This window comes from Streptomyces sp. NPDC004266 (assembly GCF_042874095.1).
GTDB lineage: Bacteria > Actinomycetota > Actinomycetes > Streptomycetales > Streptomycetaceae > Streptomyces.
This window is the reverse complement of the sequence record NZ_JBIAMM010000020.1, coordinates 34030-47651: the sequence shown is the minus strand read 5'-3', so window position 1 is coordinate 47651 and position 13622 is coordinate 34030. Positions and strand designations below refer to the sequence as shown.

Genomic DNA, 13622 nt, shown 5'->3' with positions numbered 1-13622 from the left:
CATCGCGACCGAGAGGGTCCCGTGCACGACACCGCGCCACCCGCGAGCGGCCTCGCCGACACCGTCCTGGAGCGGCTCACCGCCGTCTACCCCGCCGCGGGGAACCCCTTCCGGGCCCAGGAGATGGTGGCGTACATGAAGGGCGCTGCTCCCTTCCTCGGCATCCGCGCGCCCGAGCGCCGCACCCTGTCCCGCACGGTCCTCGACGGCACCCCGCGGCCCGACGAGAGCGACTGCGCCGCGATCGCCCTGCGCTGCTTCGCCCTCCCGGAGCGCGAGTACCACTACTTCGCCGTCGACTACCTGCGCCGGCACGTGAAGCGCTGCTCCCCGGGCTTCCTGCCGGTCGCCCGCCGACTCGTCACCACCGTCTCCTGGTGGGACACGGTCGACCACCTCGCCGCCCACGTCGTCGGCGGCCTGGTCGCGGCCGATCCCGCCCTGGGCACCGAGATGGACGCGTGGATCGACGACGAGGACCTGTGGGTCGCCCGCACCGCCCTCCTCCACCAGCTGCGCTTCAAGGACGCCACCGACGCGGACCGGCTCTTCGCCCACTGCCTGCGCCGCTCGGCCCACCCCGACTTCTTCATCCGCAAGGCCATCGGCTGGAGCCTGCGCGAGTACGGCAGGACGGCTCCCGCCGAGGTCCGCGCCTTCGTCACCGCCCACGGCTCCCGCCTCTCCCCGCTCTCCGTCCGCGAGGCCCTCAAGAACCTCTGACCCCACCCCGGTCGAGGACCGGACCGACTCCTGCGCCAGACTCGGCACATGACGCGGTCGGGGAAGCGCACGGGGAAGCGGACGGCACTGGTCCTGGGGGCCGGAGGGCTGGTCGGAGCGGGATGGGAGGCCGGGGTCCTGCGCGGGCTCCTCGACGCCGGGGTCGATCTGACCGCCGCCGATCTGATCGTCGGAAGCTCCGCGGGAGCCGTCGTCGGGGCGCGGCTCGCCTCCGGACGGGGCGGCCTCGACGCCCTGTACGAGGAGCAGCTCGACGGGGCGGCCACCGAGCCCGCCGCCCGGCTCGGGATCCCGATGATCCTCCGGTACGCCCTCGCCGTCCTCCGCTCCCGGACCCCCGAGGAGTACGGGCGCAGGCTCGGCCGTCTCGCCCTCGCCGCCCCCACGGTGGCCGAGGCGGACCGCCGCGCGACCGTCGCCCGGCGGCTCGGCCGGGCCGCCGACTGGCCCGCGCGGCCGCTGCTGATCACCGCGGTCGACGCCGAGACCGGCGAACTCGCCGCGTACGACGAGGACAGCGGCGTCCCGCTGACCGACGCCGTCACCGCGAGCTGCGCCGTCCCCGGCGTCTGGCCCCCGGCGACGATCGACGGGCGCCGCTGGATCGACGGCGGCGTCCACTCCACGGCCAACGCCCACCTCGCCGCCGGCTGCGACCGGATCGTCGTCATCGCCCCCAGCGCCCGGGGCGGCAAGGCCGTGCTCTCCCCGGCCCGGCAGGGCGCCGACCTCGCCGCCGCCGGGGCGCGCGTCGAGGTGATCACCCCCGACGGGGCCTCCCGCAAGGCGATCGGGAGCAACGCGCTGGACCCCGCGCACCGGGCCGCCGCGGCCCGCGCCGGACGTGCCCAGGCCGCCTCCCACGCCGAGGCCGTCGCCGCCGTCTGGGCCGGATGACGAGCGGGCCGGGCGGCGAGCGGGCCGGATCACGAGCGAGCCGGATCACGAGCGGGCCGGATCACCGGCCGGGGGACAATGAGACCGTGAACGAGCACATCCCCGTCATCCGCGAGGTCGATCAGGGCACCGCACGCCTCATGCCCGACGTGGACCGGGAGCGGGCCTGGCTCCTGACGGTCGACGGCGCGCCCCAGTCGTACGTCGACCTGGACGATCCGGCGTACCTGGAGTTCGAGTACGCGCGGCGCCTCGCCCACGTCGTCGACGGCGCCGCCGAGCCCGGCGCGCCCCTCGCCGTCCTCCACCTGGGCGGCGGGGCGCTCTCGCTGCCCCGGTACGTCGCCGCCACCCGGCCCGGCTCGCGCCAGGACGTGGTCGAGGCCGACCGGGGGCTGCTCGCCCTGGTCGAGGAGCACCTGCCGCTGCCCGAGGGCTCGGGGACCACCGTGCACGCGGCGGACGCCCGCGCCTGGCTGGAGGCGGCCCCGGACGCCTCGGCCGACCTGATCGTGGGCGACGTCTTCGGCGGCTCGCGCGTGCCCGCGCACCTCACCTCCGTCGAGTACGCCCGCGAGGTCCGGCGCGTCCTGCGGCCCGGCGGTCTCTACGCCGCCAACCTGGCCGACGGCGCGCCCTTCGCCTTCCTCCGCTCCCAGCTCGCCACCTTCGCCGTCGTCTTCCCCGAACTGGCGCTCGTCGCGGAGCCCGCCGTGCTGCGCGGCCGCCGCTTCGGGAACGCGGTGCTCGTCGCCTCCGGGCGGGAGATCGACACCGCCCACCTCGCGCGGCGTGCGGCGGCCGACGCCTTCCCCGCGCGCGTGGAGCACGGGGAGACGCTCGGCCGGTTCACCGGCGGCGCGCAGCCGGTCCTCGACGCCGGGGCCGTCCCGTCACCCGTTCCCCCGGAGGGCGCCTTCGGCATCGGCTGAGACGCCGGGGGCCGCGACGGCGCCCGCGACCTCCTTCGTGTGCGGGCGGCGCGTCAGGTTCCGTACGTCCGGCACGAACAGGACCAGCGCGGTGACCAGCACCATCAGCGCCGCCGCGCCCCACAGCGCCTCGCTCCGGCCGAACACGCTCTCCGCCGGGCCCGCGAGGGCCGTGGACAGCGGCAGCAGCGCCGTCGAGCCGAACCAGTCGTACGCGGAGACCCGGGACAGCTTCTCCTCCGGGATCTCCTGGTGCATGGTCGTCATCCACGAGACGCCGAAGACCTCGATCGCGACCCCGCTGACGAACATCGCCGCCGTCAGGCCCGCCGCGTCCAGCGGCACCGCGAGGGCCGCCGAGGGCAGCGCGATCGGGAAGACGCACAGGGTCCCGACGAACAGCATCCGGCGGGGCTTCCACCGGGTCATCAGGACGGCGCCCGCGACCGTCCCCGCCCCGTACGCGGCGAGCGCGATGCCCCAGGGGCGCGAGCCGCCCAGCTCGTCCCGGGCTACCAGCGGTCCGTACACCGACTCGACCGCGCCGATCAGGCCCACCACCACCGAGAACTGGGCGACGATCGACCACAGCCAGGGCCGGCCGACGAACTCCTGCCAGCCCTCCCGCAGATCCGCGAGGAGGCCGCCGCCGGGCGCGCGGTCCGGGATGCCGCTCACGTCGAGGAAGGCCCGCAGGCCGCCCGCGACGGCGAAGGCGACCGCGTCGATCGCGAGGACCCAGCCCGGTCCGACGAAGGCGACGAGCGCGCCGCCGAGCGCGGCACCGCCGATGGCGGCGCCGTGCATCGCCATGCGGAAGACGGCGAAGGCGCGGCTCGCCTGCTCCCCGCTGACGCTGGCCATGAGCATGCCCTCGGCCGCCGGGTTGAAGAAGGCCTGACCGGTGCCGCAGAGCGCGGTGAGCACCATCATCTGCCAGATGCGGGCCTCGCCGGAGAGCACGAGGACGGCGAAGACGGCCTGCGAGACGCAGTTGAGGGCGTTGGCCGCGACCATCACCCGGTGGCGGGGCAGCCGGTCGGCCACCGCGCCGCCGATGAGCAGGAAGAGGACCAGCGGCGCGAAGCGCGCCATGGCCACCAGGCCCACGTCGCCGGCGTCGCCCCCGGTGTCGAAGACCGCCCAGGTCGTGGCGATCAGCGCGCCGTGCGTGCCGAGGTTGGTCACGACGGTGGCGGCGGTGAGCAGGAGGTAGTTGCGGCCGGCCCACTCGGGGCGGCGGGAGCGGGACGGTGTCCGGCGGGGGGAGGTGGCGGGTGATGTCACCCCGGGACTATCCCCGGCTCCTCCCCGTACTGCCAACCGGATATCCGGACGGCCCGTCGACCGCCGAGGGCCGTCCGCCCAGAGCCTCCGCCGGGGCCGGCACGGTGGCCCCGGCGGACGGGCGGTCGGGCGGTCGGGCGGTCGGGTGGGTCAGGACCCGGAGGGGGCGAGCCGGACCGTGGAGAGGATCTGCCGGATCGTGGTGTCGGGCAGCTCGTCCTTGACGCCGTCGGCCCCGTAGAGCACCCAGGTCGAGAAGTCGCCGGCGGCGTTCTTGAAGGAGAAGGCGATGGACTTGCCGTCCGTCTCGCACTTGTTCCGCTTCTTGACGCCCGGCGCCGTGGCGGTCGCCAGGCTGCCGGTGAGACCGGACTTGGTGGTGTACGGCACTGACTTGGTGATCTTGATGATGCTCTGCGGCATGTGCTGCGCGTAGCCGCCCCACACCCAGGTGCCGGCCTCGCTGCGGGCGAGGGAGGCGGTGTCCTTGGCGCCCTGGCCGCCCTTGGTGCCGCTGGTGGACAGGCTCCAGGTCTCCGCGGTGCCGTTCTTGTCGACGTCGTACGTGCACCACTTGGTCTTGAGGCTCGTGGGGCTGGACATCGTGACCAGTGGAAGGCCGCCGCCCTTCTTCTCGTCCTCGAAGAAGGTGATCGAGCCCGGCTTGTGCACCTCCCACTCCGGCGGCACGTCGAAGAGGGTGCCGTACTTCGGGTTGTAGACGACCTTCCAGCCGGGGATCGTCGGCTGCTGCGCAGCGCCGTCGCGCGGATTGGCGATCGACTGGCTCGGGTCGGGCGCCGGGGCGGACGAGGGGTCCGAGGAGGCGGTGGCGGTCACGGACGGCTTGGGGTCGCCGGCCGTGTTCTTCTGGTCGTCGTCCTTGCCGAGCACGAGGAAACCGGTGACTCCGGCCGCGACGACCACGGCGGTGGCGGCGACGATCGCCACGATCGTCGTCTGCTTCTTCTTCCCGCCGTCGGGTCCGCCGGGCTGTCCGGGTCCGGGCACCGCGTACTGCTGCGGCACGGTCGGCTGCTGGTACGGGTTGGGGTGACCGGGCTGCTGGGCGTATCCCTGCTGCGGGTAGCCCGGCTGCGTCGGCGGCTGCTGCGGATAGCCGGGCTGAGGCTGCTGCGGGTAGCCGGGCTGCGTCGGCGGCTGCTGCGGATACCCGGGCTGGGCCGGCGGCTGCTGATACGGGTTCGGCTGCTGGTACCCCGACTGCTGGTAGGGGTTCTGACTCTGGTCCTGCGGGTTCTGCTCGCCCCCGGGCGGCTGCTGTCCTGGCCACATGGCCAGTAACCATAGAGGTGCGGGGGCCGCTCGACCACGCCCGCCCCCGGGCGGCGGGCGGGCGGGGGATGGCCAAGGCTGCTACTCGCGGGTAACATCACGGTCCATGAGCGCAGACCAGATGTCCGTCGGCGAGATGCTCGCCGCCACGGTCCCCATGGCCGGAACCCTGAACCTGGAGTTCCTGGAGACCACCGCCGAGCGCGCCGTCGTGCGCCTCCCGGACCAGCCCGCCTACCACAACCACGTCGGCGGCCCGCACGCCGGAGCGATGTTCACCCTCGCCGAGTCCGCCAGCGGCGCCATCGTGCTCGCCGCCTTCGGCGACCAGCTGAGCCGCGCGGTCCCGCTCGCCGTCAAGGCCGAGATCGGCTACAAGAAGCTGGCCATGGGCGTCGTCACCGCCACCGCCACCCTCGGCCGCCCCGCCGCCGAGGTCGTCGCCGAGCTCGACGCCGGACAGCGCCCGGAGTTCCCGGTGCGGATCGACATCACCCGCGAGGACGGCGCCGTGACCGGCGAGATGACCGTCGTCTGGACGCTTCGGCCCCACGGATAGGCCTCCGGCCCGCTCGCCATCGTGTGGGCACGGACCTTCGGAGTGATCGAAGGGCCGGCGTGATCGAAGGGTCTGCGTGACCGAGCCGCCGTGAGACCCGCGACGACGGGTTCCGGGCGTCCGGTCGCACCGACGCGAAGGTGCGACGCAGGGCGTGGGGACCGTCGTCCGGGCCGCGGCGCGCTTCGTGTTCCGCCGGGAACCCTTGGAGCCCGAGTGGGCGACCGGGACCTGTCCGGCCGATCGCTCGGAGATCGCCGAGGCGTTCACGGGCAGTCGTCGATGCCGTCGGCCCGCTGGAACGAGGGCGCACGGAGACGCCGAACGGCAGGACCGTATCCTGAGCGGGCGCCCCAGGCGCTGCCGACGCGTCGCAGCCGTCCGTCGCCGCCGGGCGCGGCCCACGCCGGGCACCGGGTGCCCGGTAGACGAGGGGGAGTCGACAGTGATCGGTCTGGCCGCAGCGGGAGGAGTGGCCCTGGTCGAATTGGGCATGGCCCTGACTCCGGGACCGAACATGATCCACCTCGCCTCCCGCGCGATCACCCAGGGCCGCAGGGCGGGCCTCGTCAGCCTGAGCGGGACCGCCGTGGGATTCCTGTGCTACCTGGTGGCCGCGGCCGCCGGCCTGTCCGCGTTGTTCGCCGCCGTGCCGCCGGCGTTCACGGCGGTCAAGCTCGCCGGGGCCGCCTACCTGGCCTACCTGGCCTGGACCATGCTCAGGCCCGGTGGCCGCTCACCCTTCGCTCCCGCCCAGGGCCTGCCTCCCGTCTCCGACGCCCGCCTGTTCTCGACGGGGCTCTTGACCAACCTGCTCAACCCCAAGATCGCTCTCATGTACGCCGCCCTCCTGCCCCAGTTCATGGAGGCGCAGGCGGGTCCGGACTGGGCGCAGCTGCTGCAGCTCGGTGGCGTGCAGATCGTCGTGGGGATCTCCGTGAACGCTCTCGTCATGCTGGGCGCGGCACGGCTGTCGGGGTTCCTGGCGGCCCGGCCCCGCGTGATGGCCGCCCAGCGGTTCGCGGCAGGCGGTCTGCTCGGTGTCTTCGCGCTGCGCACGGCCCTGTCCCGTACGCCTGTCTCGGCCTGAGCCGTGCGCGTGCGTCCCTGAGACCGGTGCTCCGCCGAGGCGGCTGCGGCGTCGACAGGCCGTGACGAAGCGGCCGGCGCACTCGTACAAGCCGCGGCGCTCGTGCATTTTTCGCCATACCCCTGGCCCGTGGCTGGTTTCAGGTGCATGCTGTCGGCACGGCCTCCCCGCCACCCCCGTCGGGGGAACCGCCACGGCCCCGTCTGTAGCTGCGAGCACGGCGGGGCCGCGCGGCCGTTCGCATCCGGACCCGCCCGTCGGCCCTACGGGGGACGGCGACCGGCGGACTAGGGCCTGTCTTTCGGATCAGGCCCTAGGCCGCGAGCTCCTGCTCGGCGTCCGTCGCCTCGGCCCACGCGGCCACGAGCACCTGATAGATCCGCTGCTCGTCGGCCGTCAGTGAGCGGCGCTGTTCGCCGGCACGGGCCCACAGGGTGCGGATGGCATCGTTCAGGGCTGCGGGGCTGGGGGTCTCTCTGTGCGAATCGAGCATGAGTCAAGGCTACGGCCAGGGTCCGACAAGAACCCCGCTCCGGTGACGTGGGTTCCGCCACGTCACCGGAGCGGGCCCCTTGCGAGCGGCGCGTCGCCGAAGGGAAGCCGGGCGCCCGGCACGGAAGGGGAGCGTCGACGCCGCGCCGGCTGCCGCACGCCGCCCCGGCAACCCTCCGGGGTGCGGGGGCGTCCGTATGGGGGGCGGCGCTCGTCGAGGGCCCCGTCCCACCGGCCGGGGTAGGCTTCGACGGCGTGCCCGTCGAGGTGTGTCCGGGCCATCGAGCAGCTGAGCAGCCGATACGGGAGGAAGCGCGTTGCACGTCCAGGAGTGGCTGGAGACGATCCCCGCGATCGCCGTCTACGTCCTTGTGGCGGTGGTGATCGGGCTGGAGAGCCTGGGCATCCCGCTCCCCGGCGAGATCGTGCTCGTGAGCTCGGCGCTGCTCGCCTCGCAGCACGGCGACATCAACCCGTACGTCCTCGGCGCCTGCGCCACCGCCGGCGCGATCGTCGGCGACTCGATCGGATACGCGATCGGCCGCAAGGGCGGACGGCCGCTGCTCGCCTGGCTGGGCGGGAAGTTCCCCAAGCACTTCAGCGAGGCCAACATCGGGCTCGCCGAGAACTCCTTCCAGAAGTGGGGCATGTGGGCGGTCTTCTTCGGCCGCTTCATCGCCCTCCTCCGCATCTTCGCGGGACCGCTCGCGGGCGTGCTGCACATGCCGTACTGGAAGTTCCTCATCGCCAACGTCCTCGGCGGCATCCTGTGGGCCGGCGGCACCACGGCCGTCGTCTACTCGGTCGGCGTCGTCGCCGAGGCCTGGCTCAAGCGCTTCTCCTGGCTGGGCCTCGTCCTCGCCGTGCTGATCGGCGTCGCCTCGATGCTGGTCGTCAGGAACCGCGCCAGGAAGGCGGCGGCGCAGCGGGCCGAGGCCGCGGAGCCGGAGCCGGTCCCCGTGACGGACTGAGCGCGGACCGCACGCGTACGGAACGGAGGGCGGCACCCCGGACGGGTGCCGCCCTCCGCCGTGCGGTGGGGCGCCCCTCGTGTCGTGCGGTGGGGCGCCCCTCGTGTCGTGCGGTGGGGCGCCCCTCGTATCGTGCGCGGTGCCCGCCCTCCGCTCCGTGCGGTGGGGGCGCGGCTCCCGCCGGCGAGGTGCCCGCCCCCTCCGCCGTGCCGGGCCTCAGTCCTCGAAGGCCTCGGCGTGGCCCTTGGCGAGCTGCAGGTACATCTCGGCGTTCAGCCGGATCCCCGCCTTCTCCTCGTCGGTCAGCGGGCGGCGCACCTTCGCGGGGACCCCCGCGACCAGCGAGCCCGGCGGGATCTCCATCCCCTGCGGGACGAGCGCCTGGGCGGCGACGAGCGAGCCGGCGCCGATCCGGGCCCCGTTGAGGACGGTCGCCCCCATGCCGACGAGCACGTCGTCCTCGATCACGCAGCCGTGCACGGTCGCGTTGTGGCCGACGGTCACCCGGTCCCCGATCGAGACGGGGAAGCCGGGGTCGACGTGGACCGTGCAGTTGTCCTGGACGTTGGAGTCCTCGCCGATGGCGATCGGACCGCAGTCCGCCCGCAGCACCGCGTGGTACCAGATGCTGGCGCGCGCGCCGAGCGTGACCTCGCCGAGCACCACGGAGGTCGGGGCGGTGAAGGCGGTCGGGTCGATCCGCGGCTCCTTGCCGCCCACTCCCTTGATCAACGCCTCTGTCATGGTTCGCTCCTGATCGTCGGATCCTGGGATCGTCAGCCGTCGTGTCACGCCCGGGGGTGCCCCCGGGCGCAGCCTATGCCGTGCTCATGACGGACATCACAGCGCACCGCACTGATCAGGTACGACGGCTCCGACTACGGTGGCCGGGTGCCCAGGAACAGAAACACGTTCTCATCCCTCGCCGCCTGGCGGCGCAGGCTCCTCGCCCGTGCCGTACAGGGCGGCTGGCGCTGGGTGCAGCAGGCCGGCTCCGTCACCGCCGAACACCCCGGGAAGCTGCGGTTCCGCCGCCTCGGCGCGGGCACCCGGCTCGCCTTCCCGCAGGGCACGGTCTTCGGCGAGCCGTGGATCGAGATCGGCGCGTGCTGCATCATCGCCGAACAGGTCACGCTGACGGCGGGGATGCTGCCGGACCTCGACCTCGGGACCGACACGGTCCTGACCCTGGGGGACGGGGTCGTCCTCGGGCGGGGCAGCCACGTCATCGCCGACGCGAAGGTGACGATCGGCTCGGACACCTACTGCGGCCCGTACGTCTACATCACCTCGACGAACCACAGTTACGACGACCCGGACGAGCCCGTCGGCCGCCAGTGGCCCCGCTCGGAACCCGTCTCCATCGGTCCCGGCTGCTGGCTCGGCACGGGCGCGGTGATCCTTCCCGGCGCGCGCCTCGGCCGCAACGTCGTCGTCGCGGCGGGCGCGGTGGTGCGCGGCGAGGTCCCGGACCACTCGGTCGTGGCGGGCGCCCCCGCCAAGGTCGTCCGCAGCTGGGACCGGGAGAACGGCTGGCAGCCCCCGCTCCGCACCCCCGCCCCCATCCCGATCCCGGAGCACGTCACCCCGGAGCAGCTCGCGGCGCTGGCGGTCTGGGAGGCCCGGCGCACGGGCAGCTCCGAGTCCGTGCCCTCGTGAGCCGACGGGGGTGACCGGCACCGGGGGGTGTCCTGCCGACCGGGCCGGGCGCCCGCCCATCAGCCGCGTCAACAACGCTGCGGGTCGATGCACCTAGCCCGTGGCCAGGAGGACCGTGCCCACCAGGGCGAGGCCCGCGCCCGCGGCCTGGACGGCGCGGAGGCGTTCCTTGAGGACGCCGCGGGCCGCGAGGGCCGTGACGACCGGATAGAGGCTGGCGAGGACGGCGGCGACGGTGACCGGACCCTGCTGCGCGGCCATCGCGTACGTGCCGTTGGCGGCGACGTCCGCGAGACCCACGAAGGCGAGGGCCGGAAGCGCGGCGCCGACGGTCCGGGGCCCGCCCTCGGGGAGCGCGCGGCCACCGCGGCGCACCGAGGCGTACAGGGCTCCGCCGCCGACCAGGACGTTGGTGACGCGCTGGACGAACAGGGCGAGGAACAGGCCCGTGACGGTCGTGGACGCCTCGGCGATGAGCGCCATCACCGAGCCGAAGCCGAAGGCGGCGACCAGGGTCAGCAGGACCGCCTGGCGCTGGACGGGCGCCCCGCGCAGCTCCGGCCCGCCCGCGAGCACCACGCCGAGGATCGCCACGCCGATGCCGGCGAACTGGAGCAGCCCCGGCCGGTCGCCGACGAGCAGGCCGACGGAGACGGGGACGACGACGCCGAGGGAGCCGAGCGGGGAGACCACGCCCATGGGGCCGAGCGCGAGCGCCTTGTAGAAGGCGAGCATGGCCGCCGGGCCGACGACGCCCGCCCCCACCGCGTACCAGAGCTGGGGCCCCGCCTCGGTCCAGGCGCCGGTCGCGAGGACGATCGTGCCCAGGACGAGGACGGCGAGGGTCTGGGAGACCACGACCACGGTGAGGGCGGGGATCCGGCGGGTGAGGAGTCCGCCCCCGAAGTCGGCGAGGCCCCAGAGAAGGCTGGTGGCCAGGGCGAACAGGGCGGTCATGGATCCTCGCAAGGGCGTGCGGCAGTACAGTGCGGTGAACGGTCGGGTGCACCCCACCGTAGTTCAGTTCATTGGACTCTGTCATCCAGAATATTGGACGGAATGTGTCGGACCTCGACCAGCTCACGCAGTCGCTCGCCCGGAACCTGAAGCGCTGGCGCAAGGAGCGGGGATTCACCCTGGACGCGCTCGCCGCACGCGCCGGCGTCAGCCGCGGCATGATCATCCAGATCGAGCAGGCCCGGACCAATCCCAGCGTCGGCACCACCGTGAAGCTGGCCGACGCCCTGGGCGTCTCCATCACGACGCTCCTCGACTACGAGCAGGGCCCCCAGGTCCGGCTCGTCCCGCCCGGCCAGGCCGTCCGGATGTGGTCCACCTCCGCCGGCAGCCACACCACCCTCCTGGTCGGCACGGAGGCCCGCGGTCCGCTGGAGCTCTGGTCCTGGACCCTCATGCCCGGCGACGGCACCGCCTCCGACCCGCACCCGGAGGGCACGGTCGAACTGCTGCACGTCACCGCCGGCACGCTCACCCTGGTCGTGGACGGCGAGGACCACCCGCTGCCCGCCGGCACCTCCGCCGTCTTCGAGGCGAACGTCGCGCACACCTACCGCAACGACGGCGACGAGCCGGTCGAGATGACGATGGCCGTCTCCATCCCGCCCGTACGCTGACGCGCCCGCCGCCCGTACGCAAGGCGTCGCCCAGGTCCCGCCGCCCGCACGCTGAGACGGACGCCCCCGAACCGGGCGGCGGTTGTTAGCGTGAGGCGCATGCGCGCACCCATCGGAGACTTCGACGACGCCCGACCCGCCCCCGACTGCCTCGACCTCCTGACCGGCCCCGTCGCCGCCGCCGTCCGTGCCTGGACGGGACCCGTCCCGGCCGACCGGGTGCTGTACGTGGACACCGACCCGGCCATCGCCGACACGGCCGTCTTCGTGGAGCACCACGGGGCCGAACTCCTCGACGCCTCCGCCAACTGCGTGGTCGTCGCGGGCAGGCGCGGGGAGACGACGACCCTCGCCGCGTGCCTCGTGAAGTCGGCGACCCGCGTCGACGTCAACGGCCTCGTCCGCAAGCACCTCGGCGCCCGCAAGGCCTCGTTCGCGCCGATGGACACCGCGACCGGCGAGACCGGCATGGAGTACGGCGGGATCACCCCGCTCGGCCTCCCGGCCGACTGGCCGCTGCTCGTCGACGCCGCCGTCGTCGACACCGAGTGGGTCCTCGTCGGCAGCGGCCGCCGCCGGGGCAAGCTCATCCTCCCCGGCAAGGCCTTCGCCCAACTCCCCGGCGCCGTCGTCCTGGAGGGCCTCGGCGTCCCCGTCGGCTGAACCTCCGGGCACTCAGCCCAGGCGCGGTATCTCGATGGCGGGGCACCGGTCCATGACCATGTCGAGGCCCGCCTCGCGCGTGCGGGCGAAGGCCTCGTCGTCGATGACGTCCAGCTGGAACCAGACCGCCTTGGCGCCGATCGCGACGGCCTCGTCGGCGACGGCGCCCGCCAGCTCGCTGTTCACGAAGACGTCGACGACGTCCACCGGGAACGGGATGTCGGCCAGCGAGGCGTAACCCTGCTCGCCGTGGACCGTCTCCGCCTTCGGGTGGACCGGGACGATCCGCTTGCCGAAGCGCTGGAGGACCGCCGCCACCCCGTACGCCGCACGGGCCTGGTTCGACGAGAGGCCGACCACCGCCCACGTGTCGCCCGTGGACGTCAGGATCCGCCGCACCGTCTCCGACGCGGAGTACGCGGTGGGGTCCGTGGTCGTCGTGTCTACGCTCATCGCTTCTGCTGCCTCTCGTCGGTGCGGTCCGTCCACCAGGAGAACGAGCCGCGACGGGCCGGGATTCCCGTGCGCGCGCCCCGGCGGCCCCGGCGTCCCCCTCAGGGGCACCCCGGTCACCTCGCGTCGGCCCCCTCCGGGAGCGCGGGGCCGGCGGGGGGAGGTGCGCCGGGAGGGCGCCGGAGGGGGCCGGGCCGGACGGCCCGTAGGCTGGTCGGATGCAGGAGCAGTACCGCACGCTGGCCCGCGAGGGTGTGCACGAGACCGAGATCAACCGCTCGCGCTTCCTCTGCGCGCTCGCGCCCGTCGCCGACGAGCGCGAGGCGCAGGAGTTCGTCGCACGGATCCGCAGGGAGCACCCGACCGCCAGCCACAACTGCTTCGCGTACGTCCTCGGTGCCGACGCCTCCGTGCAGAAGGCGAGCGACGACGGAGAGCCGGGCGGCACGGCCGGCGTCCCCATGCTCCAGATGCTGCTGCGCCGCGAGATGCGGTACGTCGCCGCCGTCGTCACCCGCTACTACGGCGGCGTGAAGCTGGGCGCGGGCGGCCTGATCCGCGCCTACGGCGGGGTGGTCGGCGAGGCGCTCGACGCCCTCGGCACCGTCACCCGGCAGCGCTTCCGGCTCGCCACCGTCACCGTCGACCACCAGCGCGCGGGCAAGCTGGAGAACGACCTGCGGGCCACCGGCCGCGCCGTCCGCGAGGTGCGGTACGCCGACGCCGTCACGATCGAGATCGGCCTTCCCGACGCGGACGTGCCCGCCTTCCGCGGCTGGCTCGCCGACGCCACGGCCGGCACGGCCTCCTTCGAACTCGGCGGCGAGGCGTACGGCGACGCGTGAGACGTCACACGTGACGCACCTCACGTGACGGGCCGTCAGCGGCGTCCCGCGCCCGACGCGGTGCGGCCGGACGCAGGGGCCCGCCCGGCCGCACGCGCTC

16 protein-coding genes are annotated in these 13622 nt (G+C 74.1%); 10 read left to right on the top strand and 6 right to left on the bottom strand.

Annotated features, from left to right (window positions below):
* Positions 1 to 21 precede the first annotated feature (21 nt).
* From ACFYUZ_RS34780 to ACFYUZ_RS34770, 3 genes are all read left to right on the top strand, one after another.
* Positions 22 to 723 (top strand): DNA alkylation repair protein, encoded by a 702-nt coding sequence (locus ACFYUZ_RS34780; protein WP_389316094.1) that lies wholly within the window; start codon positions 22 to 24, stop codon positions 721 to 723.
* 48 nt (positions 724 to 771) lie between these two features.
* Positions 772 to 1641, top strand: a complete 870-nt coding sequence (locus ACFYUZ_RS34775; RefSeq protein ID WP_389316092.1) for a patatin-like phospholipase family protein — start codon at positions 772 to 774, stop codon at positions 1639 to 1641.
* A gap of 86 nt (positions 1642 to 1727) precedes the next feature.
* On the top strand, positions 1728 to 2573 hold the full coding sequence (locus ACFYUZ_RS34770; RefSeq protein WP_389316090.1) for a spermidine synthase: 846 nt from the start codon (positions 1728 to 1730) through the stop codon (positions 2571 to 2573).
* On the opposite strand, the gene ACFYUZ_RS34765 is transcribed toward ACFYUZ_RS34770, so the two are convergent.
* Positions 2535 to 3860, bottom strand: a complete 1326-nt coding sequence (locus ACFYUZ_RS34765; RefSeq protein WP_389316088.1) for an MFS transporter — start codon at positions 3858 to 3860, stop codon at positions 2535 to 2537. The two genes, ACFYUZ_RS34770 and ACFYUZ_RS34765, sit on opposite strands and share 39 nt — an antisense overlap.
* A 150-nt stretch (positions 3861 to 4010) precedes the next feature.
* Positions 4011 to 5156: a hypothetical protein gene (locus ACFYUZ_RS34760; protein WP_389316086.1), complete on the bottom strand. Its 1146-nt coding sequence runs from the start codon at positions 5154 to 5156 to the stop codon at positions 4011 to 4013.
* A gap of 106 nt (positions 5157 to 5262) precedes the next feature.
* On the opposite strand from ACFYUZ_RS34760, the gene ACFYUZ_RS34755 reads away from it, so the two are divergent.
* Together ACFYUZ_RS34755 and ACFYUZ_RS34750 are read left to right on the top strand one after the other, a co-directional pair.
* Entirely contained in the window at positions 5263 to 5715 is a 453-nt protein-coding gene (locus tag ACFYUZ_RS34755) for a DUF4442 domain-containing protein (RefSeq protein WP_389316085.1), read from the top strand.
* Positions 5716 to 6160: 445 nt separating this feature from the next.
* Positions 6161 to 6805 carry a LysE family translocator gene (locus tag ACFYUZ_RS34750; protein WP_389316083.1) on the top strand — a complete coding sequence of 215 codons (645 nt, stop codon included), beginning with the start codon at positions 6161 to 6163 and terminating at the stop codon, positions 6803 to 6805.
* Positions 6806 to 7118: 313 nt separating this feature from the next.
* Here ACFYUZ_RS34750 and ACFYUZ_RS34745 read toward each other — a convergent pair whose 3' ends face one another.
* Entirely contained in the window at positions 7119 to 7298 is a 180-nt protein-coding gene (locus ACFYUZ_RS34745; protein ID WP_389316081.1) for a hypothetical protein, read from the bottom strand.
* Between the two features lie 316 nt (positions 7299 to 7614).
* Here ACFYUZ_RS34745 and ACFYUZ_RS34740 point away from each other — a divergent pair, with 316 nt between their 5' ends.
* On the top strand, positions 7615 to 8268 hold the full coding sequence (locus tag ACFYUZ_RS34740; RefSeq protein ID WP_389316079.1) for a DedA family protein: 654 nt from the start codon (positions 7615 to 7617) through the stop codon (positions 8266 to 8268).
* A gap of 216 nt (positions 8269 to 8484) precedes the next feature.
* On the opposite strand, the gene ACFYUZ_RS34735 is transcribed toward ACFYUZ_RS34740, so the two are convergent.
* Positions 8485 to 9012 (bottom strand): gamma carbonic anhydrase family protein, encoded by a 528-nt coding sequence (locus ACFYUZ_RS34735; RefSeq protein WP_389316077.1) that lies wholly within the window; start codon positions 9010 to 9012, stop codon positions 8485 to 8487.
* 147 nt (positions 9013 to 9159) lie between these two features.
* On the opposite strand from ACFYUZ_RS34735, the gene ACFYUZ_RS34730 reads away from it, so the two are divergent.
* Positions 9160 to 9927, top strand: a complete 768-nt coding sequence (locus ACFYUZ_RS34730; protein ID WP_389316076.1) for an acyltransferase — start codon at positions 9160 to 9162, stop codon at positions 9925 to 9927.
* Between the two features lie 93 nt (positions 9928 to 10020).
* Here the strand turns inward: ACFYUZ_RS34730 and ACFYUZ_RS34725 are convergent, their stop codons facing one another.
* Entirely contained in the window at positions 10021 to 10884 is an 864-nt protein-coding gene (locus tag ACFYUZ_RS34725; RefSeq protein ID WP_389316075.1) for an EamA family transporter, read from the bottom strand.
* A 104-nt stretch (positions 10885 to 10988) separates the two neighbouring features.
* Between ACFYUZ_RS34725 and ACFYUZ_RS34720 the strand changes: the two genes are divergently transcribed.
* Together ACFYUZ_RS34720 and ACFYUZ_RS34715 are read left to right on the top strand one after the other, a co-directional pair.
* Complete coding sequence (locus tag ACFYUZ_RS34720; protein WP_030686272.1) at positions 10989 to 11561, top strand: helix-turn-helix domain-containing protein; 573 nt, start codon at positions 10989 to 10991, stop codon at positions 11559 to 11561.
* A 99-nt stretch (positions 11562 to 11660) separates the two neighbouring features.
* A complete protein-coding gene (locus tag ACFYUZ_RS34715; RefSeq protein WP_389316074.1) occupies positions 11661 to 12224 on the top strand; it encodes a YbaK/EbsC family protein in 564 nt (187 codons plus the stop codon).
* A gap of 12 nt (positions 12225 to 12236) precedes the next feature.
* On the opposite strand, the gene ACFYUZ_RS34710 is transcribed toward ACFYUZ_RS34715, so the two are convergent.
* Entirely contained in the window at positions 12237 to 12677 is a 441-nt protein-coding gene (locus ACFYUZ_RS34710; protein ID WP_389316072.1) for a CoA-binding protein, read from the bottom strand.
* A 218-nt stretch (positions 12678 to 12895) separates the two neighbouring features.
* On the opposite strand from ACFYUZ_RS34710, the gene ACFYUZ_RS34705 reads away from it, so the two are divergent.
* On the top strand, positions 12896 to 13522 hold the full coding sequence (locus ACFYUZ_RS34705) for a YigZ family protein (RefSeq protein WP_389316070.1): 627 nt from the start codon (positions 12896 to 12898) through the stop codon (positions 13520 to 13522).
* The last annotated feature ends 100 nt before the right edge of the window (positions 13523 to 13622 follow it).

Bases quoted from the DNA above. Each gene is read 5' to 3' on its own strand.
- ACFYUZ_RS34775 (WP_389316092.1), top strand. From the start codon at position 772: ATGACGCGGTCGGGGAAGCGCACGGGGAAGCGGACGGCACTGGTCCTG.
- ACFYUZ_RS34760 (WP_389316086.1), bottom strand. From the start codon at position 5,156: ATGTGGCCAGGACAGCAGCCGCCCGGGGGCGAGCAGAACCCGCAGGAC.
- ACFYUZ_RS34755 (WP_389316085.1), top strand. From the start codon at position 5,263: ATGAGCGCAGACCAGATGTCCGTCGGCGAGATGCTCGCCGCCACGGTC.
- ACFYUZ_RS34745 (WP_389316081.1), bottom strand. From the start codon at position 7,298: ATGCTCGATTCGCACAGAGAGACCCCCAGCCCCGCAGCCCTGAACGAT.
- ACFYUZ_RS34735 (WP_389316077.1), bottom strand. From the start codon at position 9,012: ATGACAGAGGCGTTGATCAAGGGAGTGGGCGGCAAGGAGCCGCGGATC.
- ACFYUZ_RS34725 (WP_389316075.1), bottom strand. From the start codon at position 10,884: ATGACCGCCCTGTTCGCCCTGGCCACCAGCCTTCTCTGGGGCCTCGCC.
- ACFYUZ_RS34715 (WP_389316074.1), top strand. From the start codon at position 11,661: ATGCGCGCACCCATCGGAGACTTCGACGACGCCCGACCCGCCCCCGAC.
- ACFYUZ_RS34710 (WP_389316072.1), bottom strand. From the start codon at position 12,677: ATGAGCGTAGACACGACGACCACGGACCCCACCGCGTACTCCGCGTCG.
- ACFYUZ_RS34705 (WP_389316070.1), top strand. From the start codon at position 12,896: ATGCAGGAGCAGTACCGCACGCTGGCCCGCGAGGGTGTGCACGAGACC.